The organism is Aminobacterium sp. MB27-C1 (genome assembly GCF_030908405.1).
In the GTDB taxonomy this organism is placed as follows: domain Bacteria; phylum Synergistota; class Synergistia; order Synergistales; family Aminobacteriaceae; genus Aminobacterium.
In genome coordinates this window covers 1,128,781-1,151,451 of sequence record NZ_CP133089.1, presented here as the reverse complement: position 1 = coordinate 1,151,451, position 22,671 = coordinate 1,128,781, and the positions used below count along the sequence as shown (strand labels likewise).

At 40.4% G+C, this 22,671-nt stretch carries 20 protein-coding genes; 11 read left to right on the top strand and 9 right to left on the bottom strand.

What is annotated here, in order from left to right; translation table 11 throughout:
* Position 1: 1 nt before the first annotated feature.
* The 5 genes from RBH88_RS05535 to RBH88_RS05515 are packed head-to-tail and all read right to left on the bottom strand — an operon-like array spanning position 2 to position 5,544.
* Positions 2-2,329, bottom strand: coding sequence for a xanthine dehydrogenase family protein molybdopterin-binding subunit (locus tag RBH88_RS05535; protein ID WP_307880053.1), 2,328 nt, complete (start codon positions 2,327-2,329; stop codon positions 2-4).
* Complete coding sequence (locus tag RBH88_RS05530; RefSeq protein WP_307880052.1) at positions 2,322-2,789, bottom strand: (2Fe-2S)-binding protein; 468 nt, start codon at positions 2,787-2,789, stop codon at positions 2,322-2,324. The genes RBH88_RS05535 and RBH88_RS05530 overlap by 8 nt, the downstream gene beginning before the upstream one ends.
* Positions 2,786-3,598: a xanthine dehydrogenase family protein subunit M gene (locus RBH88_RS05525; protein ID WP_213701108.1), complete on the bottom strand. Its 813-nt coding sequence runs from the start codon at positions 3,596-3,598 to the stop codon at positions 2,786-2,788. Before RBH88_RS05525 ends, RBH88_RS05530 begins: the two co-directional genes overlap by 4 nt.
* 8 nt (positions 3,599-3,606) lie before the next feature.
* Positions 3,607-4,440: an XdhC family protein gene (locus RBH88_RS05520; protein WP_307880051.1), complete on the bottom strand. Its 834-nt coding sequence runs from the start codon at positions 4,438-4,440 to the stop codon at positions 3,607-3,609.
* 3 nt (positions 4,441-4,443) lie between these two features.
* On the bottom strand, positions 4,444-5,544 hold the full coding sequence (locus RBH88_RS05515; RefSeq protein WP_307880050.1) for a DVU_1551 family NTP transferase: 1,101 nt from the start codon (positions 5,542-5,544) through the stop codon (positions 4,444-4,446).
* Between the two features lie 172 nt (positions 5,545-5,716).
* Here RBH88_RS05515 and RBH88_RS05510 point away from each other — a divergent pair, with 172 nt between their 5' ends.
* Positions 5,717-6,265, top strand: coding sequence for a LemA family protein (locus RBH88_RS05510; RefSeq protein ID WP_213690712.1), 549 nt, complete (start codon positions 5,717-5,719; stop codon positions 6,263-6,265).
* Complete coding sequence (locus RBH88_RS05505; protein WP_307880049.1) at positions 6,219-8,231, top strand: DUF2207 domain-containing protein; 2,013 nt, start codon at positions 6,219-6,221, stop codon at positions 8,229-8,231. The genes RBH88_RS05510 and RBH88_RS05505 overlap by 47 nt, the downstream gene beginning before the upstream one ends.
* A gap of 59 nt (positions 8,232-8,290) precedes the next feature.
* On the opposite strand, the gene speB is transcribed toward RBH88_RS05505, so the two are convergent.
* On the bottom strand, positions 8,291-9,241 hold the full coding sequence (gene speB / locus RBH88_RS05500; protein WP_213690714.1) for an agmatinase: 951 nt from the start codon (positions 9,239-9,241) through the stop codon (positions 8,291-8,293).
* A gap of 132 nt (positions 9,242-9,373) precedes the next feature.
* On the opposite strand from speB, the gene RBH88_RS05495 reads away from it, so the two are divergent.
* Entirely contained in the window at positions 9,374-10,270 is an 897-nt protein-coding gene (locus tag RBH88_RS05495) for a LysR family transcriptional regulator (RefSeq protein WP_307880048.1), read from the top strand.
* Between the two features lie 75 nt (positions 10,271-10,345).
* Here the strand turns inward: RBH88_RS05495 and RBH88_RS05490 are convergent, their stop codons facing one another.
* The 3 genes from RBH88_RS05490 to RBH88_RS05480 are packed head-to-tail and all read right to left on the bottom strand — an operon-like array spanning position 10,346 to position 14,110.
* Positions 10,346-11,428: an ABC transporter ATP-binding protein gene (locus RBH88_RS05490; RefSeq protein ID WP_213690727.1), complete on the bottom strand. Its 1,083-nt coding sequence runs from the start codon at positions 11,426-11,428 to the stop codon at positions 10,346-10,348.
* 14 nt (positions 11,429-11,442) lie between these two features.
* Positions 11,443-13,113, bottom strand: a complete 1,671-nt coding sequence (locus RBH88_RS05485; protein WP_307880047.1) for an iron ABC transporter permease — start codon at positions 13,111-13,113, stop codon at positions 11,443-11,445.
* A complete protein-coding gene (locus RBH88_RS05480; RefSeq protein WP_307880046.1) occupies positions 13,097-14,110 on the bottom strand; it encodes an ABC transporter substrate-binding protein in 1,014 nt (337 codons plus the stop codon). Before RBH88_RS05480 ends, RBH88_RS05485 begins: the two co-directional genes overlap by 17 nt.
* Before the next feature lie 230 nt (positions 14,111-14,340).
* Here RBH88_RS05480 and RBH88_RS05475 point away from each other — a divergent pair, with 230 nt between their 5' ends.
* The 8 genes from RBH88_RS05475 to arsB all read left to right on the top strand — a co-directional run bounded on the left by RBH88_RS05475 (position 14,341) and on the right by arsB (position 22,652).
* Positions 14,341-14,931, top strand: a complete 591-nt coding sequence (locus RBH88_RS05475) for a DUF6305 family protein (RefSeq protein WP_213690730.1) — start codon at positions 14,341-14,343, stop codon at positions 14,929-14,931.
* A 21-nt stretch (positions 14,932-14,952) separates the two neighbouring features.
* Complete coding sequence (locus RBH88_RS05470; protein WP_307880045.1) at positions 14,953-16,254, top strand: citrate transporter; 1,302 nt, start codon at positions 14,953-14,955, stop codon at positions 16,252-16,254.
* A 198-nt stretch (positions 16,255-16,452) separates the two neighbouring features.
* Positions 16,453-17,661, top strand: a complete 1,209-nt coding sequence (locus RBH88_RS05465) for a deacylase (protein WP_307880044.1) — start codon at positions 16,453-16,455, stop codon at positions 17,659-17,661.
* A 44-nt stretch (positions 17,662-17,705) separates the two neighbouring features.
* On the top strand, positions 17,706-19,283 hold the full coding sequence (locus RBH88_RS05460) for a dipeptidase (protein WP_213690731.1): 1,578 nt from the start codon (positions 17,706-17,708) through the stop codon (positions 19,281-19,283).
* A gap of 106 nt (positions 19,284-19,389) precedes the next feature.
* Positions 19,390-20,355, top strand: a complete 966-nt coding sequence (pgsW, locus tag RBH88_RS05455) for a poly-gamma-glutamate system protein (RefSeq protein ID WP_213690732.1) — start codon at positions 19,390-19,392, stop codon at positions 20,353-20,355.
* Positions 20,356-20,547: 192 nt separating this feature from the next.
* Positions 20,548-20,937, top strand: a complete 390-nt coding sequence (locus RBH88_RS11730) for an ArsR/SmtB family transcription factor (RefSeq protein ID WP_374047601.1) — start codon at positions 20,548-20,550, stop codon at positions 20,935-20,937.
* Positions 20,938-20,966: 29 nt separating this feature from the next.
* A complete protein-coding gene (locus RBH88_RS05450; RefSeq protein ID WP_213690734.1) occupies positions 20,967-21,413 on the top strand; it encodes an arsenate reductase ArsC in 447 nt (148 codons plus the stop codon).
* A 57-nt stretch (positions 21,414-21,470) separates the two neighbouring features.
* Positions 21,471-22,652: an ACR3 family arsenite efflux transporter gene (gene arsB / locus RBH88_RS05445; RefSeq protein ID WP_213690735.1), complete on the top strand. Its 1,182-nt coding sequence runs from the start codon at positions 21,471-21,473 to the stop codon at positions 22,650-22,652.
* Positions 22,653-22,671 lie beyond the last annotated feature (19 nt).

The following is a 22,671-nucleotide window of genomic DNA, read 5'->3' as shown; positions in this document are numbered from 1 at the left end:
ATCACCCTCTTCCTGTGGCTTTGAGGGCATTCATAATTTTAGTGGGGGTAAAGGGGAGGTCGAAAAGTCGAATGTTTACCGCATCATAAATAGCATTGGCAATAGCTGGAGCAGGACCATTGATTCCAATTTCCGCTACTGACTTGGCTCCGTAAGGGCCATCTTCATCTGAGGAATTTACAATAATAGTTTGCATTTCAGGAATATCTGCAGCAGTGAAAATTTTGTAATCCCAGAAGGTGGAATTTAGAGCTCTTCCGCTTTTATCAAAACGAAGTTCCTCTGTAAGTGCAAAACTTATGCCGTTCACAACAGCACCTTCAATTTGTCCTTCCACTAATTTGGGATTTAGCGGCTGTCCACAATCGATAGCTGAAACAAATTTAACAACATGAACTTTGCCAGTTTTTTTATCTACTTCTACTTCCGCAAATTGAGCAATAAATGGAGGCGGCGATTGAGGGGAAACATGAGATGCGCCTGATTGAATCTGTATTTGTTTACTAGTATAAAAAGAATGTTGGCCAATTTGTTCGAAAGAAATGCTCTTTCCTGTCTTTTCATTGATAACGCAAGCTTCGTGAAGAGAGAGTTCTTCTTTGGGACAATCTAGCATTAGTGCTCCGTGTTCAATAATCTGTTTGACAATGTCTTGTGCGCAACGAAGCACAGCTCCACCAGAAATATATGTAGTTGAAGATGCATAAGCTCCTACATCGAAAGGTGTCATATCAGTGTCTGACGAAAGAATATGAATATAGTCGAGAGGAACTTGAAGTGTTTCTGCTGCTATTTGAGATAATACTGTATCGGAGCCAGTGCCAATATCGGTAGCTCCCACAAAGAGGAAGAAGGATCCGTCATCATTCATTTTCATATATGCGCTTCCCATATCTATGAGAGGGATGCCGGAACCTTGCATTGCGACAGCAACTCCTACTCCTCTAACAACATCTTTTTGAGTCTCTATTTTTTTATCCCGTTTCTGATACCAACCTATGGCTTTAGCTCCCTTATCGATACACTCAGAGAGTTTGCAACTTTTTACTACTTGTGCAACTCCTTCTTTTCCTTCACCAAGTGCTTCGAAGACAGCAGATGTTTCTTGTTCTTTAATATGCCATTTTTTTATATACTCAAGAATATCTTGATTAGTTTCTCTGCAAATTATGTCTAGATGTTGATTGAGAGCAAAATAGCCCTGAGTAGCTCCATATCCTCTATATGCACCTGCGATGGGGAGGTTTGTGTAAACAGATTTGCCCGAAAATTTCATGTTCGGTATTTTGTTCAGAAGAGGAAGCACCTTTGACCCTGCATTTGATAGAACAGTGAGTGCGTGGGGGCCATATGCTCCCGCATTCATTAGGGCATCCATTTCTAATGTCATAATTTGCCCATCTTCTTTAAATCCAGTACGTAGTTTCAGTCTAAAGGGATGTCGCGTTCGGGAAGAAACAAAAACTTCTTTACGGCTCAAAACCAGTTTTGAAGATCTCTTGGTTCGCAAACTTACCAAAGCGACAAGAGGTTCGAGAAAAACTTCCTGTTTTGTGCCAAATCCCCCTCCAATTCGGGGTTTTATTACTCGGATTCGGCGTATGGGTAGGCCAGTTACGTGGCTGACTATACGGCGTGCATGGAAAGGAACTTGGGTAGACGAAACAATGATAAGACGCCCTTTTTCATCGAATGAGGCTTGTGCCGAATGGGGTTCCATGGCGCAATGACTCACATATTGGGTTGTATATGTATGCTCTGTGACATGGGCAGATTCTGCGTATCCTTTTTCAATATCCCCATAGGAAAAGTCAGATTGTCCAGCCAGATTTTTTTCTGGGTTATAAGGAGCCGAGATAGGAGAAAACGCTTCTTTCCCGTGAATATGAGGCATATTTTCATCCATGGCTTTTTCTGCATCAAAATTTGTTTGGAGGCTACGATACGTTACTCTTATTTTTTTTAAAGCATCTTCGGCTTGTTTTTCTGTTTCTGCAACAACTGCTGCTACTCTATCTCCAACATATCTTACTGTTTTATCGAAAATGCGACAGTCGTAAGGGGAAGGTTCTGGAAATCCTTGCCCTGCCGTTGTAAATAAAGTGTCTGGTGTGTTCATAAATGAAAGAATATCTACAATGCCTGGCATCTTAGAAGCTTCTTCAATATCAATGTCGATTATTTCAGCAAAAGCTTCAGTAGAATAAAGTAACCGAATGATGAGGGGGTTGTTGACTTTCCAATCATCCGTATAAAGGGCTGAGCCAGTTGCCAAAGATATTCCATCAACTTTATCAAAGGATTTCCCGATGACATTATATTCAGACATTATTCTTCACCTTCTTTGCTGCTAGATGTACTGCTTTCAAAATCTTTATATACCCCGTACATCTACAGTAATTACCGTCAAGGGCGTTTATAATTTCTTCGTCTGAGGGAGAAGGATTTTTTTTCAAAAGGGCATATGTTGCTAAAACCATGCCAGGTGTGCAGAAACCGCATTGAACAGCGCCTGCTTCAACAAAAGCATCCTGTATGGGATGAGGCGAATGGATAGTTCCTAGCCCAGAAACCGTAGTTATTTTTTTATTGTTAACTGTCGCTGCCAATATCTGACATGAGTTTACCGGAACTTCGTCAAGAAGAATTGTGCAACATCCACAACTCCCCTCTTTGCAGCCACAGTGTACTTCCGTATAACCAGAAGACCGTAAAAGGTCTAAAAGAAGAGCGTCTTCTTCAAATTCAAGTTCTCTTTCTTTGCCGTTGATAACGAAAAATTTTTTCATTGGCTCTCCCCCTCCTTTAAAGAACGGAGACCTCTCTCTAGCCAGACCTTTGATATTTCATTGAGGTAGTGAGCCGAGCCTGACTGTTTATCGATAAAGTCTATTTCTGGTAATTCTTGAGCGTAGTCTTCAGGCGTTATTGTATTGATATGGAGCCCCAGAAGTTTTTCTTCTATCTCTTTTGCTTCATAAAAACGAGTTTTGTTTCCAGTAAAGATGATGCGAGCTTTTTCTATAGAGCCTTCAGAAATTTTGAGGATGATTGTTAATGTGAACGAAGGATAGTCAAAGGAAACACGCGTTTCCCTATAATAGAAATTCAGAGTTTTTATCGCAGGTACAATAATATGTGTAATAAGGCATTTATTTTGTTGTGAAAAGGTAGATATAAATTCAGATAAGGAAAAAGTCCGTTTTTGTGGCCATGCTACAGCTATTCTGGCATCAAGAGCTACGAGTGGGCCAAGTAAATCTGACCACGGTGGTAAAAAAGCAAGACTTCCTCCTATTGTTATTCTATTTCTGAGAGGCGTGGATGCAGCAAGAGCAAGTGCTTTTCCCAATACATTTTCAGGATCAATTTGAAGCAAAGCATCGCTTGCTTGAGCATATGTACATTGTGAACCAATAATAACTGTACTATCCTCTCTTTTAATAGTATTAAATGGGAGAGAAGACATATCGATCAAACCGTTGATTCCTTGTAAGCCACGTCGAAGAAGTCCCGTTCCTCCTCCATGAAGAAAAACTTCTTCTTGAGACAGCAGTTGCATAGCTTCTTCAATAGAAGTTGGATAAAACCATTTCATGGCTGCCATCATCTCCTTTTTACTTCGTTTATCTCAGTTTCCTTATGCCATAAACGCAGCTTATTAATAGGGGCGTTTCTGTAAATTGCAATAATTTCAGCCATGATGGAGATCGCTATTTCAGATGGGGTCTCTGCTTTGATAGAAAGGCCAATTGGCGTATATATTGAGTCAAGATACGAAAGTGATATTCCCTGTGCAACTAATTCTTGTCGCAGCTGCGTTACCTTTTTGGTCGATCCTATTACTCCTAGATATGCTGTGTTTTGATTTTCGAGTAACTTGATTGCTTCACCATCAAGAGCGTGACCTCTCGTTACAACTACAACAAAGGGAGGAGGTAAAAACGGAAGCCGTTTATGAATAGCATCGTCGAGAGAAGAACAGACAATTTGTATTTCTGAATTTTCCGTTTGTGGCAAAAATTTTAATCTATCGTCCCATAATGTCACTTTAAATCCACAAAAGGTAGCTATTTGTGCCAATGCTTTTCCTACATGGCCAGCACCTAAAATAATGAGATGAGGTTTTCCTGTCAGGTACTCCATAAAGACTGTTGCTTCTCCGCCGCATATAGCATCGTCAGGATTTTTCGCTTCAAATTTTTCAGAGTAGAGGGCTGTTTTTTCAGTTTCATTAAATAGAGCCAGCGCTCTTTTTATAACTCTATGTTCAAATATTCCTCCTCCGATAGTTCCTAAAATATTCCCATTTGGAAAGACAAACATGCGAGTTCCAGGTTTTTGCGGTGTTGATCCTTTGCTTTCTATGATGGTGCATAAAATGCCCTCTTCGCCTCGCTCTATTCGTTCGTAAATCTCTTTTAATATATAGGCAGTCATTCTTTATTCTCCTACATCAAGATTTCCATCTGTCAGTTTCTCGAATTCATTTTGTATATCGAGAGCTTTATGGAGACGCCTTAAGCCCTGTTTTGATGCCTGTCCTCCCTTCCATTTGCTCAAGACGTCGTCGATCCTTTCTTGAAGAGATACAATATTGAAATCTTTTACTATCTTATCGGCCAGATAGAGAATTTTAGTTTCAGTTGTGGCATCTTCAGGAATGTCCATATGGTTTTTTACTAACTCTGCTACGGCATCAAATCCCCAATTTTTAAGGAAAAAATAGCCTGCATTGGCGTGATGTGGCGATGTTCTGCAGATGTCATGCAAAAGAGCTGCTTTATCTACCAAAAGGAAATGACACGGATGAAAGGAAGAGACGGAAAGCGCTATATGACGGGCTACTTTCTGAACGACGCGGCAATGGCGAATGACTTTCTCGGGAGTTCGTGCAATGGAGAAGAGTTCTTCACACTCTTCTTCTGTAGGTATGGTGTGCGTATTCCAAGCATGAAGAGCTTTACGATAATCTTCAGGAGTGTCTATATCATAAAGAATAAATTGATCAGGAACAGAAAGCAACGAAGTAGAAGTATATTTTCTTAAAAATCCAGCCAGTCCGTCTTCGCCTGACCATGACAAGATATACGGAAGAAGATGCTTTGATAAGAGGGGCGGATGTCCTTTCTTCCCTTTAAAGACAGGAGTTAAGACAGGCATAGACGTGTCCCAATGGTGTAAGAGAGAGTGAATTGTACTAGATCGTACAAGAGGAATATCGCATGGATGAACAAAAAAAGCGGATACTTCAGAAGGAAGAGTCTGTACGCCACAAATAACGGAACTGAACATGCCGCCGGTGTCGTGATTTTTGTTATATGCTATTTTACAATGCAGATACCGGCACTCACGTTCAACTAGCTCTCTATAGGCTCCTGTAACAACAATAATATGAGAAACACCAGCATTTATATATGTTGTAACAAGATGGCTTAACAAGCTTTGCTTATTTATAGAGAGTAAAGGTTTACATTGCCCCATTCGAGTTGAAGATCCTGCTGCTAAAATAATCGCTGCAAATACAGGGACTTTCTTAGGCATGCATCCCCTCCTGAAAGGTTTAAATTTACTTATCATTATACGTAGCCATTAGGGGGAACTCAATAGCACAATTCTGCCTTTTTATTAAATTGCATCTTGTAAGAGGATGTTATAAGAAAAAATTTTTGAGGTAAAATAAATACATTTCAGCGACAGAGGAGGAATAAAGACAATGCCCATATTTATTATTCTTGCTGTTATTGCTGCATTAATTTTCTGGGCTATATCGATTTATAACCATCTTGTTCGTATGGTTAATTTGAAAGATGAGGCTTGGAGTGGTATTGACGTTCAGCTCAAACGTAGATTTGATCTCATTCCTAATCTTGTCGAAACTGTAAAAGGTTATGCTGCTCATGAAAAAGAGGTTTTTCAACGTGTTACCGAGGCTCGTTCAGCAATTACGAAAGCACACTCTTTACAAGAGCGTGCCGATTCTGAAAATATGCTATCTGGCGCTTTGAAATCTCTCTTTGCTGTAGCTGAAAATTACCCGGCGTTACAGGCTAATTCTAATTTTCTTCAACTTCAGGAAGAGCTTTCCTCTCTTGAGAATGACATACAAATGTCTCGTCGCTACTATAACGGCGCTGCGAGAGATTTTAATATTGCCATATCGACTTTTCCGGCTGTGCTCATAGCCCGAAATTTTGGTTATGAGAAGGCAGACTACTTTGAAGCAACAGAAGAAGCACGTACGACACCACATGTCTCTTTTTAACTTTATGCTATATCGAAAAAAACTTTCTTTTCTTCTTTTCGTATTGCCAATTTTGATCTTCATCCTTCCTTCTTATGTGCAAGCGGAAGAAAAAATTATTATGTTCTCTTCTCAAGCTAAAGTGAATGTTGATTCTTCCCTTGAAGTGAGAGAAGACATTACCGTGAATGTTGAAGGCGAACAAATACGCAGGGGGATTTTTCGCGATTTCCCCACGATATACAAAGACTCTTCAGGACGAACTGTACAGGTAGGTTTTTCGGTACAAGAAGCTTTACTTAATGGTAGAAAGATTCCTTACAAGGTAGAGTCTCGCTCTAATGGGGTTCGTATCTATCTTGGAGATCCAGAAAAGTTCGTTTCTTTAGGAGAGCAAACATATACTTTAGTCTATATAACTACAGGGCAGATAGGTTTTTTTGAAGAACATGACGAATTGTATTGGAATGTTACAGGTAATGCCTGGGACTTCCCAATAGAGAAGGTGAAATTCTCTGTTTCTATTCCTGAGAAAAGCCCTTTTTTGTCAATAGATATTTATACGGGGTTGCAGGGAGCAAAGGGAAGAAATGCCCAAGTATTTTCCGATAGTACAGTAGAAACAACAAAACCTCTTGCTCCAAAAGAAGGCCTCACTGTGGCCTATACGTGGCCGAAAGGGATTATAAATCAGCCTGAAAACCCACTGAGATATACGTTTTTTGAAAAGTTTGGTATGTGGTTCCTTTTCGGTACTCCTTTTCTCCTCTTGATTTATTATGTGATGATTTGGTCCCGTTGGGGAAAAGATCCTTATCGTAAACCTGTTATTCCTCTATTTTACCCTTCAAAAGACGTAAGCCCAGGTTTCTTACGGTATGTAGAACGTATGGGAATGGATAATGTTTGTTTTACTGCTGAAATACTTAACCTCGCTGTAAAAAAATTTATTGTTATTGAGGAATTGACGCTAGAAGAAGCAATGGAACGTCTCGGACAACTTCAAGAAAATGCTCTTCTAAGGGGAGTTGTTTCTTTTTCTTCTAGGTTGGCAGGGAAAAAATATTGTTTAAAGCGAATGTATAGCGAGACCGATGGGAAGATGCCCTGTAAAACCGAAGAAGAAGAGATTCTTATGTCTACTCTTTTTGATAATGGAAGAGATGAATTATTATTGCGTCAGGATAATCATAAAATTCTTAGTAATGCTAAGGACAAGTTAGAGAAACATTATCGGCAAAAAGCGAAACCTCTCTTTTCCAAAAACACGCTGCCATGGGCAAGTGGACTTTTGATCCCCATATTTATATGCCTGCTTCTGCGATGGGGAGGGCAAATTGACATGTCTCTTTTCTTATTGATTATGACGGGTCTAGTCTTATTTTTGGGCACCTTTTTCCTTTCTATTTGGAGGGCTTCCCGAGAAAGTGGCAGGATTCTGAAGAAAATATTTTCTTTTATTTTTGTTGTTATATTCGGGATAGGTTTTGTTGGCAGTTTTGTTATAGGAATGTGTGTGTGTGAATGGTATATGCTTCTCCCTCCCTTGATGACTGCTGTACTTGTAATTGTTTTCCGTAAACTTATGAAGGTGAGAACAGAAAAGGGTAACATTGTTCTTTCTGAGGCAGAAGGACTTGCCATGTATATGAAAACAGCGGAACGACATCGTTTGGAGATGTTTAATCCTCCAGAAGAGACACCTGAAGTATTTGAGAGTCTACTCCCCTATGCTTTTGCTTTGGATACCGCTGAAACCTGGGCGAATAAATTTGCAGATATTTTAGCCGAAAATGATTACCACCCAGTATGGTATTCAGGGAAAAATGCTTTTAGTTTTTACTCTGGAGATGCCTTGACAGGAATAACCTCTTCTATTTCTGATTCAATAGCCTCTGCGTCAACTGCTCCAGGATCGTCGAGTGGAAGAGGTGGCAGCGGTTCCTCTGGAGGCGGAGGCGGTGGCGGTGGTGGAGGCGGATGGTGACGTTCAGCTAGAAGTAAAGTAAGACCATCCAGTGTTATTACAGCACCGGATGGTCTATATTATTTTGTTTCTTTTTGATATGCCAGAATTGATAAGAATTCATATACAACATTGGCCGCCATATAAGTAGTTAATTCACCAAAGTCATAACATGGTGCTACTTCCACAAGGTCCATTCCCACAAAATTCAAGTCTTTTAATTGCCGTACCATATGTAACGATTCATACGAAGTGAAACCACCAACCTCTGGTGTGCCAGTTCCAGGTGCATAGGCAGGGTCTACAAAATCAATATCGAAAGTAAGAAATACAGGAGTATCCCCAATCCGTTCTAAGGCTATTTCTATCACTTTATCAATTCCGATTTCTCGTATTTTATGGGCAGGAATCAATTTCATACCAAGTTCAGCGGCAATTTTGTGCTCGTTGGGGTCATAGAGCGATCCTCTCATTCCCAGCTGGATAGAGTGTGCGGCGTCAATAAGCCCTTCTTCCAAAGCTCGACGAAAAGGGGTTCCATGATTATATTTTTCACCGAATACCGTGTCGCATAAATCAGAATGGGAATCAAAATGGATGATTGCTACAGGTCCATGTTTTTTTGCCACCGCACGTAGTTCTGCTAATGTTATGGAATGGTCACCGCCCAGAACTACTGGCATAGCATTATCATTGATGATGTTCTGAACACCTTTCTCTATCTGCATATATGTAGGGTGAATATATCCTGGTACGATATTAAAGTCACCAATATCGCCACCTTTAAGGCTATTCATAATATTAACCTGTAATATTACATTGTTAGGTTTCATCATGGCCGAAATTGCACGGATTCCCGAAGGTCCAAAGCGTGCTCCTGATCGATATGAGCTAGCAGTATCGAAGGGGGCGCCCGCTATTACAAAATCCAATCCTTTAGCTGTCTCTACCTTTGGCATACGCATAAAAGTTCCCGTATTGCAAAAGCGAGGAGACGATAAAGCACTGTCTGGTTGATTGTTTTCTAGCATTCATTATCCCTCCTATAATCCATATAGATTCATTGTTTGCATCATACTATGAAGCACGTGTGGGTAGTTATTTAAATACTTGATACCCTATATGTATTTTCATATAATCACATATGAAGGAGGAGATAGTAAATGAACCTTCAATACCTTGCTTATGTGGTAGAAATTTATCGTTGCGGCTCGATTAATAAAGCAGCACAAAATCTATGTATGTCCCAACCGAATTTGAGTACCGTGATTCGGAATTTTGAAAGCGAACTAGGATTTCAAATTTTTATGCGAAAGAATTCAGGAATAGAGATTACGCCTGAAGGCAGGATGTTGTTGCTTAGCGCTGAATTAATTTTAAGTGAAGTCGAAAAGATAAAACGAATCCCAAACGCTTTTTTAGAGAATCGTAATCTTTCCGTTTCTTGCACATATTCTTCTGCTTTGATGCAAAGTTTTCTTGATTTTAAAAAAAATAGTCCCGCTGGAAAAATACAGGATGCTTTTAAAGAAACAGGATTAATACAAACAATGCGAGATGTGGTGGAACAAAAATATCGTCTATCTATTATGTATTGTTTTAATAGTATGTATTCCAAACATAAAATAGATGCAAACAAATATAATCTTAAGATGGAGCTTATAGGAAAAGATATTCCTGTAGTAGCCATAGTTTCTTGCCGAAACCCTTTATCAAAAAAGGAAAATATTAATATAGATGAACTCCAGCATTTTCCTTTTGCTACATATGAAAATTTTGATTTTGACGATTGGTTAGGCCCTTTGGGCATTCAAAACAGTGGCAATATATTGTTTGTTTTCGACCGTGGTGGTCTTGTGGATACAGTGAGAAACAGTAATTATATTTCCATTGTAATTCCTGGAGTCCTCCCAAATGGATGTGCCTATCTTCCTATAGTCGGGACTGATTTAAAACTTGGAGTGTATCTATTATCTCCTAAATCGTATCAGCTTAATTTAAGAGAAAAACAACTGATAAAACACCTCAAAAGATCAATCCAGTCCATGATCAAAATTTGATTTTCTATTTCGGAAATAAAGTAGCTTCTTATTATATCTTGTAAAAGAAGCTAGCTATGCTAAAAATAAGGAAATTTAAAACGGCAAAGCTGTAATGTCTCTCGGATCAATATAAATACCAACACGGTCTCCTTCGGAAAAAGCTTTTGTTTCGTGGGAGTAAGGGATAAAAGCATGAATAAGATGCCCCGGTTCCAACTCTATTTCATATTCCATCTTATCTCCTACAAATACACAACTCCGAACAATTCCGTGAACAGTTGAATTTGCAGTCGGTTCCAAACGTATAGATTCTGGTCGTACAACGAGTGCAATCTCTTCTCCGATACTAAAATGCGTATGCATAGGATTCTGTATGGTAAGGTAATTCCCATATGTAAGAACATCCAAACTTTCATCATGAAAACTTTGTACTTTGCTATTAAAGATGTTGGCTTGCCCTATAAAATCAGCTACAAACAAAGTTTGGGGATGAGCATAAAGATCAAAAGGTGTTGCTACCTGTTCTATTCGACCTTTGTTAAGTACGACAATACGATCTGCAATAGTCAGTGCTTCTTTTTGGTCGTGAGTAACGTAAATACACGTTATTCCCAATTGCTTTTGTAGGCGCCTAATTTCAGTTCGCATATAGGTGCGAAGTTTAGCGTCAAGGTTGGAAAGTGGCTCGTCCATGAGAAGAAGATTAGGGTTAATGGCAAAAACTCGGGCTAAAGCTACTCGTTGCTGCTCTCCCCCTGAGAGTTGATTCGGAAAACGATTTTCAACGTTTTTTAGCCCTACCAGAGCCAGAACTTCAGCTACCTTATCGGTTATTTTCCTGTGAGTAGCACCTCGTACTTTGAGACCATAGCTTACATTATCAAAAACATTCATATGAGGGAAAAGAGCATAATTTTGAAAAACGAAACCAATATCTCGTTTGTTTGCGTCTATAGACGTGACATTTTTCCCATCAAAGTATATGTGTCCCTCTGTTGGAGTCTCAAAGCCAGCTATCATTCGTAGAATTGTTGTCTTCCCGCAACCAGATGGCCCCAAGAAAGTAACGAGTTCTCCCGCATTAATGTCTAAATGAATGTTATCGACAGCTTTAAAGCTTTCTTTCCCTTTTGTGAAAATCTTAGTTAGGTGCTGTAGTGATATGGATAGAGACATCTTTATGGCCTCCTCTATCTAGCTCGCATGTAATTAGGGTATATCAATCGGAACATAAGGGCTATAATCCCCATCGCTGCAAAAACGATCAAAACCAAAACAACCGAAAAAGCAGCGGCCTGCGCAAAAAGGAGTTCTGTAATGCACTCCAAAATACGTACTGTCAATAAACTCCATCGCACAGAGACTAAAAAGATGATAGCACTTACAGCTGTCATAGAAACAACAAAAAGATATCGCATGCCAGTTGTTACGGCAGGAGCAATAAGAGGAAGTGTCACTCTGAAAAATGTTGTTGCGCGAGAGGCTCCCAAGCTAAGTGAAGCTTCTTCAATAGACGTATCTATTTGTTGCATTGACGCAACTATTGCCCGTATCCCCGCGGCATCGTAACGAAAAGCACAAAGTGCAACAATAATAAACATAGTGCCTGTGAGTACGAGAGGTCCTGAATTGAAAGCAACAACATATGCTATACCTACGACTGTCCCTGGCAAAACATAGTTTAGCAGAGAAGTAAATTCTAGAGTTTTACGCCATGGAAGGTCTGGGCGACTGACTAAATAGCCTATACATATGCCTATTACACTGCCCAAAAAGGTTGAAGTTACTGCTATGAGTAGTGTGTCTTTTATTGCTTCTTTCCCAACAGTAAAAACGTAGACATAGTTTTCAAGAGTAAATGAATTATCAACTCCCCATACCTTTACGAGGGATCCGAAGAAAATCATTGAGTAGAGGAAAATTATAAAGAGCGAAATAATAGATATAAGAAGTAAGATGAGCGTTTCAAGTACAGTTCCTGCTCCTCGTGCAGATCCCCGACCTCCTGATTTGCCTGTTACTGTTACATAGCTGCGTTTTTCAATCCAGTAATGTTGAAGAAGATAGACTAAAAGTGCAGGTATGAGCAAGATAAATGAAAGAGTTGCTCCTCCTTGAAGATCATACATCCCAGTAATTTGAAGATAAGCTTGCGTTGTAAGAACGGGAAATGTGTGCCCCGCCATAACAAGGGGTGTAGCAAAATCTGCTAGAGAACAGCCAAAAAGAAGTAAAAAAGCATTAGCAATACCAGGTGCGCTCAACGGCAATGTAATGGTATGAAATGTACGCCATCTAGAGCTTCCCATACTCATAGCTGCATCTTCAAGATTTTGATCGATTGCGTTAAGAACAGCGGCAAGTGTCAGAAAGGCTATAGGAAAATATGTGAGGGTTTCCGCAAGCCATGTTCCCCAAAATCCGTAAATATTGAAATCTGGAATCCCTAATAGCTTTAAAAGTAGCCCATTGGGGCCTATTGCCAAAGTTAAAGCGATACTACTGGTAAATGGAGGTGAAACAAAGGGTAAAACGACTATGGCTCCAATAAACCACTTCACAATTCGTGGCAAAGATATCCGTGTTTCCGCAAAAGCAAAAATAAAACCCAAAAAAGTTCCACTAATAGCAACTGATGTTGCCAGAATAAGGCTATCTAAAAGTGCCTTCCTGTTATACCAATTTGTGAAAACTTCACTTAAATTACTTAGTGTAAAACTTCCTTCGACAATAAAAACGATATAAAGAAGCCGCATAAGCGGATATAAAACGAAAAGGCCCAATAGGGCCCATAATACAGCTAAGACAGGTATGAGCGATCTATCAAGCCTTTTCGTGTTGTTGCTACTTAAGTACTTCATTGATCCAACGTTCTACTAAGCGTTCACGATTTTCTCCAGCCCATTTAATGTCCAGTGGTAATACATTGACCTTAGACATGTCGAGCCCAGGGTTAGAAATCTTTACATTAGGATTACTAGGAATTAGATTTATTTGGCTCTCTTCGTAAATTCGTTGCATTCGTTCAGTAGATGCCCAATCTAAAAACTTTTTAGCAAGATCCGGATGTTTAGCTCCAGAAACCAAAGCCATAGCTTCAATACCTGCAACAACACCATCTACGGGATAACTAATTGCTATGTCATATCCTTTTTGCTGCATCTCCAGCGCATCAACGAGAAAGAAGATTCCTCCTGCTGCTTGTCCTCTTGCTATTGGTAAAGCGCCGCCTGCCCCACTTTTGGTGTAGACTTGAACATTTTTGTTTAAGTCTCTTTGATAGGAATATGCCTCATCTTCTCCCATGGCTTCAACAAGACTGAGAATACGATACATTGCTGTTCCCGACGTTCGTGCATCGGCCATTTGCAATTGACTCTTATAGGCTGGATTCAACAAATCTTTCCACGATGTTGGAGCTTCCAGACCATGATCTTTTAAAAATTTAGCGTTGAACATAAAACAGATAGGATCAATAGCTACTCCTGTCCAATAACCATTTTTATCTCTGAACTTTTCTGGTATCTGATTGCTTCCTTCTGGCATATATGGTTCGAAAAGCCCTTTGGGGATTCCATTAATGAAAGCCTCAGCCATATTTCCAAATACAACGTCAACTTGAGGGTTCTTTTTTTCTGCTTCAAGACGTGCTTGTACTTCTCCTGAAGAAAATCTCATCCAATTTACTTTGATGCCAGTTTCTTCGGTAAAGGCGCTAAAAACAGCATTCGCATAACGCTCTGACCATATTGTATATGCATTAAGTTCAGGTTGAGCAGCAAAAGAAATGCCCCCTAAAAGGATGGAACTTAATAGAGTAAGAAACAAAACTTTACTCCCGAATTTAAACGTAGTCATATTTTGCACACTCCCTCTTTATTATTTCACCGAATTATCTCGCCGAACAAATTAAATATACTCGTTATTTGTAGTTATAACTATAACCAGATTGGCTCTAAATCGTATGTAATCTGGCCCTATTGAAAAGAATGTAGTATACAGCTTGACACGGTTATTAAGTTTTCATACACTGAAACAGAAGCAGTTAAATCGAAATATTTTAAATTTTGAAAGGGGAGAAAATCTGGATGAAAAAAGTTATAATCTGCCTTTGTATTCTTTCTCTCTTCCTCTCTCTATCCCCCATTCCATCGAATGCAGCTGTTACTGGTGACGCTCCAATGAAGGGAAATGTTCCTCTTTTAATTACTAATGCTGGGCAGGGTCCTGGCGGAAAAATGGGAAGGCTTTTAGTAACAAGGTCTAAAGCTGTTACAGATTTTAAATATCTCTCTGAACCATGGCCAGAAGATATTAAGGCTGGCGGATTTAAAACGATAATGGTGATTATAGGTTCTTCGGCTAAGGGATTGGGCGCTTCTGGCATAACAATTGATGAGGAAATAGCCAGACTTAATAAAATAATGGAATCAGCAAAGGCCGATGGACTTCAAATCATAGCTTGCCACATTGAGGGAAACACTCGAAGAGGTAAGCCTGGAAGTGCTGATGAGCGATCTATAGATGCAATAGCTCCTTTTGCACATGCATTTATTGTAAAGAAAGATAGTAACGAAGACGGTCGTTTTACTGAATTAGCCAAAACAAACGGAGTCCCTTTAACAATTATTGACGAAACCCTGGATTTTATGAAAGTTGTCCAGGAAATGTATCAGTAAACAATAGTAGGCATCTATAATATGTCTATGTATGCTGAAACATCCATTGTACTGGCTGTCATGGTTGTTGTGTTTGCCCTGTGCAGCTGGAAGTTGAAGTCGCCTGAAATTTCTATGGTTATCACTGCTATTGCAGGGGCTTTTGCTGGGAAATTAGGCTTTCCAGTTCGCCTTCTTGTAGAAGGAACCTTCACTTATTTTGATGTAGGTCTTATCTTCGTAACAGCGTCTATTTTTGTTAACCTTTATTCTGATACTGGTGCGATGAATGCTCTGGTCAGAAAAATGGTCGATCGATTTTACGATACCAAGTGGGTTCTTTTCTCTATTCTAGCAGTGATCATGCTCATTCCAGGCGCTTTAACTGGTGCTGGAAGTGTTTCTATGTTTGTTGTCGGCGGGATGATAGCTACTGTTCTCCATTATATGGGGATCACTTCTGTTAAAACTACTGCATTTATTTACGTAACATCAATGCTGGCAGCTGTAGCTCCTCCCATTAATTTATGGGCCATGCTCATGGCGGCCCAAGCTAATATGCCCTATGTAGGTTTTACGATTCCCCTATTGGTTCCCATACTATTTATTACTGCCTTTGCCGTTATTTTTCTTCTTCGTGGAGGAACTCCTCAACCTAAAGCTAAGGTGCTTTCTGAATTACCTCCTATAGTTGACGGAATGAACTGGTTCAGAATAATTTTCCCCATGGGGACTTTCCTTGTTATTGTCCTTTTATCAAAATATGCTGCTTTTAATATGCCAACAGTAGGATTGCCTTTAAATTTTCTTATATGTGGTGGAATTTCTATCCTTTGCGATCCTCAGAAAAAGCCATTTTCCCATTGGTATGAAGTCCTTGTTAATACAATCGAACAGGTCTTCCCCCTTTTGGCAACAGTTATTAGCGTCGGGGTTTTGGTTAATATAATGACAGCAACTGGTGTGAGAGGCCTTATTGCCATAACTTTTGTAACTTTGCCAGTTACCTTTATATATCTTACTGCTATATTTTTCTTGCCGATGGCACAAGGTTCACTAAGTTATGGAAGCGCCATTATTTTAGGAACACCTCTTATTTTCCTTTTCAATTCTATCGGATTCAATGTAACAATTGTTGCTGCCGCTCTTAGCTTAATATTTCCTCTGGGGGATTGTATGCCTCCCTCCAGAATTTCGGGAAGAGTTGCTATTGAGGTTTCAGGTTATGAGGGAAGCTATATGTCTTTCCTACGGGCTATTGCCATCCCTGCTCTTTTCATGGGAATTACCGCTCTCATAATTCTGATGAATGCTAACTTTTTTAGCTTCCTTGTAATGAGATAAGGAGGGATTGATTTGCTAACTTTTTTAAATTCCATAATACATTCCATTTATTACCTCATTGCAGCTTTCCTCGGATTGTTACTACTTAGAAGTCTTTTTTTCAGAAAGACACGGAGAAGCATTATTTATGACATCGTTTATGCTTACACCTTGATACCCTTTCTCCTAAGGGTTTTACATATAAAGTAGGTGGGCATCGTGAGTATAGAAAAGTTATCTCAAAAAGAAATTATCAAAAAAATAATAATACTCGGTGTCGCTCTTCTTGTTGCTTTTCTCGGCGCGAGAGAATTTCTTGATCTACGAAATTTCCAAGAAACCATCGTAGTGTCAAATGATTTTACAAAAAAAGTAATGTTGAGCGATTATTTTGAAGGAATTAAAGATACCCCTGTAGATACTCCGGTTTACATTTTCGATTCTGGAGTTTCTGGTGGGACCCTCGTCTTTTTGGGAGGAACCCATCCTTACGAACCAGCAACAACACAATCTGCTTATGTAGCTATGGAAAACATTGAAATTGAAAAAGGGAGAGCTTTTATCATTCCTCATGCAAATATGAGTGCATCATATGTGGGAATGCTTGGTAATGCATACCCTAAGTTTTTCCATATTGAAACGGCATTTGGTCCCAAAAGATTTCGAATAGGAGATCGTTCAACGGACCCTCTCCATCAATGGCCAGATCCTTTTACGTACGTACACTATCCTTCAAAGCAAAATTTAGCCTATACAGATGCCAGGAACCTCAACAGAACCTTCCCTGGCAGACCAGACGGCAATCTAACTGAAAAACTTGCTTTCGCCATTATGGAGCTTATACGAAAGGAAAAAGCAGATCTCTTTTGTGATACACACGAAGCATCTCTCATGTATCCAGTTGTGAGCACCTATGTTGCTCATGACAACGCAATGGATATTGCAATGATGGCCTCTATGGAATTGAGTGCCAGAGATTTTCCTATGAAATGCGAGGCAAGTCCTAAGAAACTTCGTGGGCTTACCCATAGAGAGGTTGGAGATTTTTCTCCAGTACCAGAAGAAAATTACGAAGGGGTTCTTGCCGTACTGATGGAAACACAGGAACCTTTTATTGATCGTGTTGCAGGCAAAATAACTGAAGAACTCATGCTTGAAGGAAAAGATGAGTTTTTGCAGACTGCTTCAGAACACGGGCTGCTTTTCTGTGCTCCTGAATATGACATTGAGCGAGGAGCTCCGATGAAATACAGAGTTGGAAGACATCTGTCAAGTATTTTAGAACTCGTTCGACAAATGAATGATTTCTATCCAGAAAAAGAAATTATTCTAAGTTGGCCAGATTTTAACGATCTTATGGAAAATGATGTTGGACATTACTATCACGACCCTTCAAGAGCGGATCCACAAAAGGTGTTTTTAAATTAACAAAATCAAATAAAAGTGGCTCATAACAAAGGGGAGGTACAAGAATGGAGAAAAGAAAAAGATTACTATCGGTTTTTGTAGCTTTTGCTCTCGTTCTTCTCGTGGCATCTGTTTCCTTCGCGTGTACCATTGTTGCTGTAGGTAATAAGGCATCTATTGATGGAACGGCAATGATCACTCACAACGATGACTCGACAAGTGCCAACTTCAAACTTTGGATTATTCCTGAAAAAGACTGGCCCGCAGGATCTGTTCGTAAAATAATTATGAACGATCATGGATATGAGCCAGGTGAAGTTATGGGGGAAATGCCACAGGCTAAACATACTTATCGTTATTTCAAATCTCGTTATTCTTTCATGAACGAAATGGGTTTAGCTATGGGAGAATCAACATTTGGAACAGATAACCCAGAAGTTGAAAGAGTTATGGAGACTGAAAGCGACGGAATAATCGACTGCTGGTTTGCTCAGGATATTGCTCTTGAACGAGCTAAAACAGCGCGAGAAGCTGTCAGAATTATGGGCGACCTTGTTGAAAAATATGGATGGGCTGGCCCTGGTGAAACGATTAATATAACTGATGGCGATGAGGTATGGATTGCAGAATTTTACGGACGCGATGTTTGGTGCGCAGTTCGTATGCCAGATGATATGTTCTTTGTTGCTGCTAACCGTGCTCGTCTTCGTGACATAGACATTACCGATAAGAAAAATGTCATGCACTCCCCCAATATCGTATCTTTTGGCGTAAAGATGAAATGGATTAAGCCTACGGAAGTCAATGTAAAAAAATTCAGCCCAGCTGAAGTATATGCTCCTTATTGGGAACGACTCTACTCCACACGAAGAGTATGGAGAGCCCAGGAACTTGTAACTCCTTCTCTGAAACAGAGTCCAAGCGAGCACAATTACCCTCTCTTTGTAAAACCCGACAAGAAGCTCTCTGTTCACGATATCTTTAAACTTAAGGGCGACTATTATCAGGGAACAAAATATGATCTTACAAAAGGGCCGGCAGCTGGTCCCTGGGGGAACCCTATTCGCCATGCTAATAAGGGAAAAGGTGATTGGGAACGATCAATTAACATGCATAGAACGTGCTACATCCATATAGGACAGGTTCATCCTGGAATGCCAAGTAGATTAAAGGGCATTAGCTGGTTTGGATACGGTGCTCCTGATACGACGTACATTACCCCACTTTGGCCCATTATGACAAAACTCCCCAAATTTTATGAAGTAGGTTCTAGATTTGAGGATTTCCGAAGAGATTCTGGCTGGTGGGTTAATTCCTACGTTCAGGAAATGGCAACACTTCGTTATTGCGAAGCAATTAAAGAAATTTATGATTTCCGTGATCCTAAACTTAAGTATCAATATAGTGAAACTGCACAAGTTCAAAGAGATGCGGCAAAACTTTGGAATGCTGGCAAAAAGACACAAGCAATACAGCATATAACAGATTTTGCTTATAATAGGGCTGTTCGCTGGAACCAGGATTGGCTTAAACTTGGTGATCATTTACTTGGAAACTATGCCCTTGGATATCGTAACTTTAAAACAACTGGATATCCTGAAGAATGGAACAACTTCATTGGGTATGGTCCTCTTAAGAGATAGGCCTAAAATACGTACATTTTGTTAACAGTTTGTATCCTTATGGCTGCGGCGATTATGCTGCAGCCAATTTTATACTTTATTTTTTATCAAGGAAGAATGGGTATATATGAAAAAACTAGACGTGCGTTTTCATATTCTTGCTTTTATTTTACTTTTTGTTGCCCTTCAAGGGTTTTTTAAGCCAGGATTGCACAATAAACAGATTGAAGCAGCTGAAATTATGAAAAATTCTTTGTCTGTTATCAAAGAAAAGCGTCTTTCAATGAATATTCCTATAGATCATGTTTTAGATCCTAATATGACAGGCATTATAGGGGAAGAATTTACGCCCCTTACAACGACTCTTGGGGAAGTTGAAGATAAGCGCAGCTCTGCTAATCCTGATTTCGCCGCTATGATGGTAACATACTTAAATCAAGCAGGCTTAAAAAAGGGAGATATTGTTTGTATTGGTGCTAGTGGCTCATTCCCCGCACTTATACTCGCAACTCTTTCTGCTGCGCAGGCGCTGGATCTTCATCCATTAGTTATATATTCTATAGGGGCTTCAATGTATGGAGCCAACCTCCCACAGTTCACATTTTTAGATATGTTAAAAGAGATATCGAAACGGGGAATACTTCCTTTTAGTATTGTTGCTGTCTCTATGGGGGGGCATAATGATCTGGCTGAAGGAATGTTCTTCCCTGAAGCTCAAAAAGAAATACTGGAAATAGCTAAGCGATCAAGGCTCTATCTTATTAGTGAGCAAAAAATGGATGAAAGCATAAAGAGGAGACTTTCTATTTATAAAGAGGCTTCGAAAGGGGAAACTATTCAATGTTTTGTAAATATAGGCGGCGCGTCAGCTAATTTTGGAGATGGTGACGATTCGGTATCATTTCCGAATGGACTTGTACAAGATATTCCTTCTCTACCCAATGGGCCGCGTAAGGGGCTTATTTTTTACTTTATAGACAAAGGCATACCTGTAATTCATCTTCTAAATGTAAAGAAATTAGCACAAATGAACGGAATCCCTTATGACCCGGTTCCTTTTCCCAAAATTGGAACGTCGCAAGTCTTTAGGTAAGAAGTTTTTTGATCTCAGAGGAATATATGGAAAGGAAGCCGATAACTTTTCTAAATTGGTTGGTCTGAGACCTTTTTCTGTTTTCCTTATAGCTGTTGTTGAAAAGGAAGGACTTCTGGTGAGAAAGAAACTTGACTGAGTTTCTTTTTTTACATAATATTACTTAGATGCTTGGCTAACTGAGTAAATACAATGAGGGCTAAAATGGGTAAACTGACTGCAATATTTAAAGCACTGTCCGACCGGAATCGGCTACGGATTGTGTCAGCACTCATGAGGTGCAACGAGTTGTGTGCCTGTCGACTGACGGAGTTGATTCAAGTTACAGGTGCGACGGCCTCCCGACACATGGGAGTTCTGATTTCATCAGGGCTAGTGGACAGCCGAAAAGACGGCCGATGGGTTTATTACCGGCTTCGCCGGGAACAAAATGATCTTGCTACGTTGATTGATTGGGTTGAAGCACAATTAAGCAATGACCCGGATGTCGCTCTCGACGCAAAAACACTTGAGAGAATCACTTCGCGAGAGCCAGAGGATCTTTGCAGAAAACAGTGCGACGAGAAATGCTGTTCCGAATAAGGGGATTTAACAAATTTAGGAGATAGATCATGAGTAAAAAACTGAAAGTATTATTTCTGTGTACCCGGAATTCCTGCCGCAGCCAGATGGCAGAAGGCTGGGCCCGTCATCTGAAAGATGATGTTATCGAGGCTTATTCAGCCGGGGTCGAAAATGGTAGCCTTAATCAAAACGCTGTAAAAGTGATGGCCGAAGCCGGAGTGAATATTTCGGGGCACAAACCCAAACATATTGACGAATTCAAGGATGTCGAACTAGACGTAGTGATCACTGTATGTGGCAATGCCCACGAGACCTGCCCGTTCTTTCCGGGTAATTGCAAAGTTCTACATGTCGGTTTTGACGATCCTCCAAAGATGGCAAAGGAACTCGCGGAGCAAGACGCATCGGAGGAAGAGCAACTGGAGTGCTATCGTAAAGTGCGTGACGAAATCAAAAGATTTATCGAAACCCTGCCCGAAGCATTGAATAAGTAGCGGACAATTCTGTGGGTGCGCAGCGGGGTGGTTCTAGCATAAGAGAGGTTTATCATTATGAGCAATGAAATTTCTCCTGTAAACGACCGGCATATGACCAGCAACTTTGAAAAATACCTGACTGTCTGGGTCGGGTTATGTATTGTGGCCGGGATTCTTCTCGGCAAAATCGCGCCGGGGCTGGCACAAATGTTGGATGGCATGAGTATCAATGTTAATGGAGCGCCTGTAGTATCCATTCCGATTGCCATTTGCCTGTTTTTCATGATGTATCCGATCATGGTCAAGATTGATTTTGCCAGCGTGGTCAAAGCAGGGAAAAGCGGAAAGCCGGTTTTTCTAACCCTGTTTATCAACTGGTGCGTCAAGCCGTTTACCATGTACGCCATCGCCATGTTATTTCTTGGCATCCTGCTTAAGGGATTGATAGGGGCCGAAGCTGTGGACCTGGTAAAAATGCCGTTTGGTCTTCACCTTCCGGTTGGAGCGGTGCACGGCGTGGGAACCGTAGTCTTGCAGAATGGCATAAAGATGCTTCAAATTCCGCTATGGCGAAGTTATTTTGCCGGATGTATCTTGTTGGGAATCGCCCCTTGTACTGCCATGGTTTTGGTCTGGGGATATCTGGCTCGTGGCAATGATGGTCTCACTCTCGTCATGGTTGCCATTAACTCTTTGACTATGCTGGTTCTCTATGGCGTGTTGGGTGGATTCCTACTAGGTGTCGGTAAGCTGCCGGTGCCGTGGCAGGCTCTACTCCTTTCCGTGGCTATTTACGTGGCATTGCCTCTGATTGCCGGATATTTCTCCCGCAAATGGATCATCAGATACAAAGGTGAAGAGTGGTTCAAAGAAAAATTTCTACATGTTCTAACACCGGTAACCATCAGTGCACTGTTGCTGACTCTAATTCTGCTGTTCAGCTTCAAAGGCGAAACTATTCTAGCCAACCCGCTGACCATTTTGTGGATTTCCATACCGTTGTTTTTACAAACCGTTCTCATTTTTGGACTAGGCTACGGTGCAGCAAATATCCTCAAACTAAAATACGAAGATGCCGCTCCGGCTGCCATGATAGGTGCTTCCAACCATTTTGAAGTGGCCATTGCCACTGCCGTTATGTTATTCGGCCTTTCATCGGGTGCTGCTCTTGCCACAGTAGTTGGTGTACTGATAGAAGTACCGGTGATGCTGATGCTTGTAGGTATCTGTAAGCGAACGTCTAGCTGGTTTTCATAATAGCCAACAGTTAATCTAT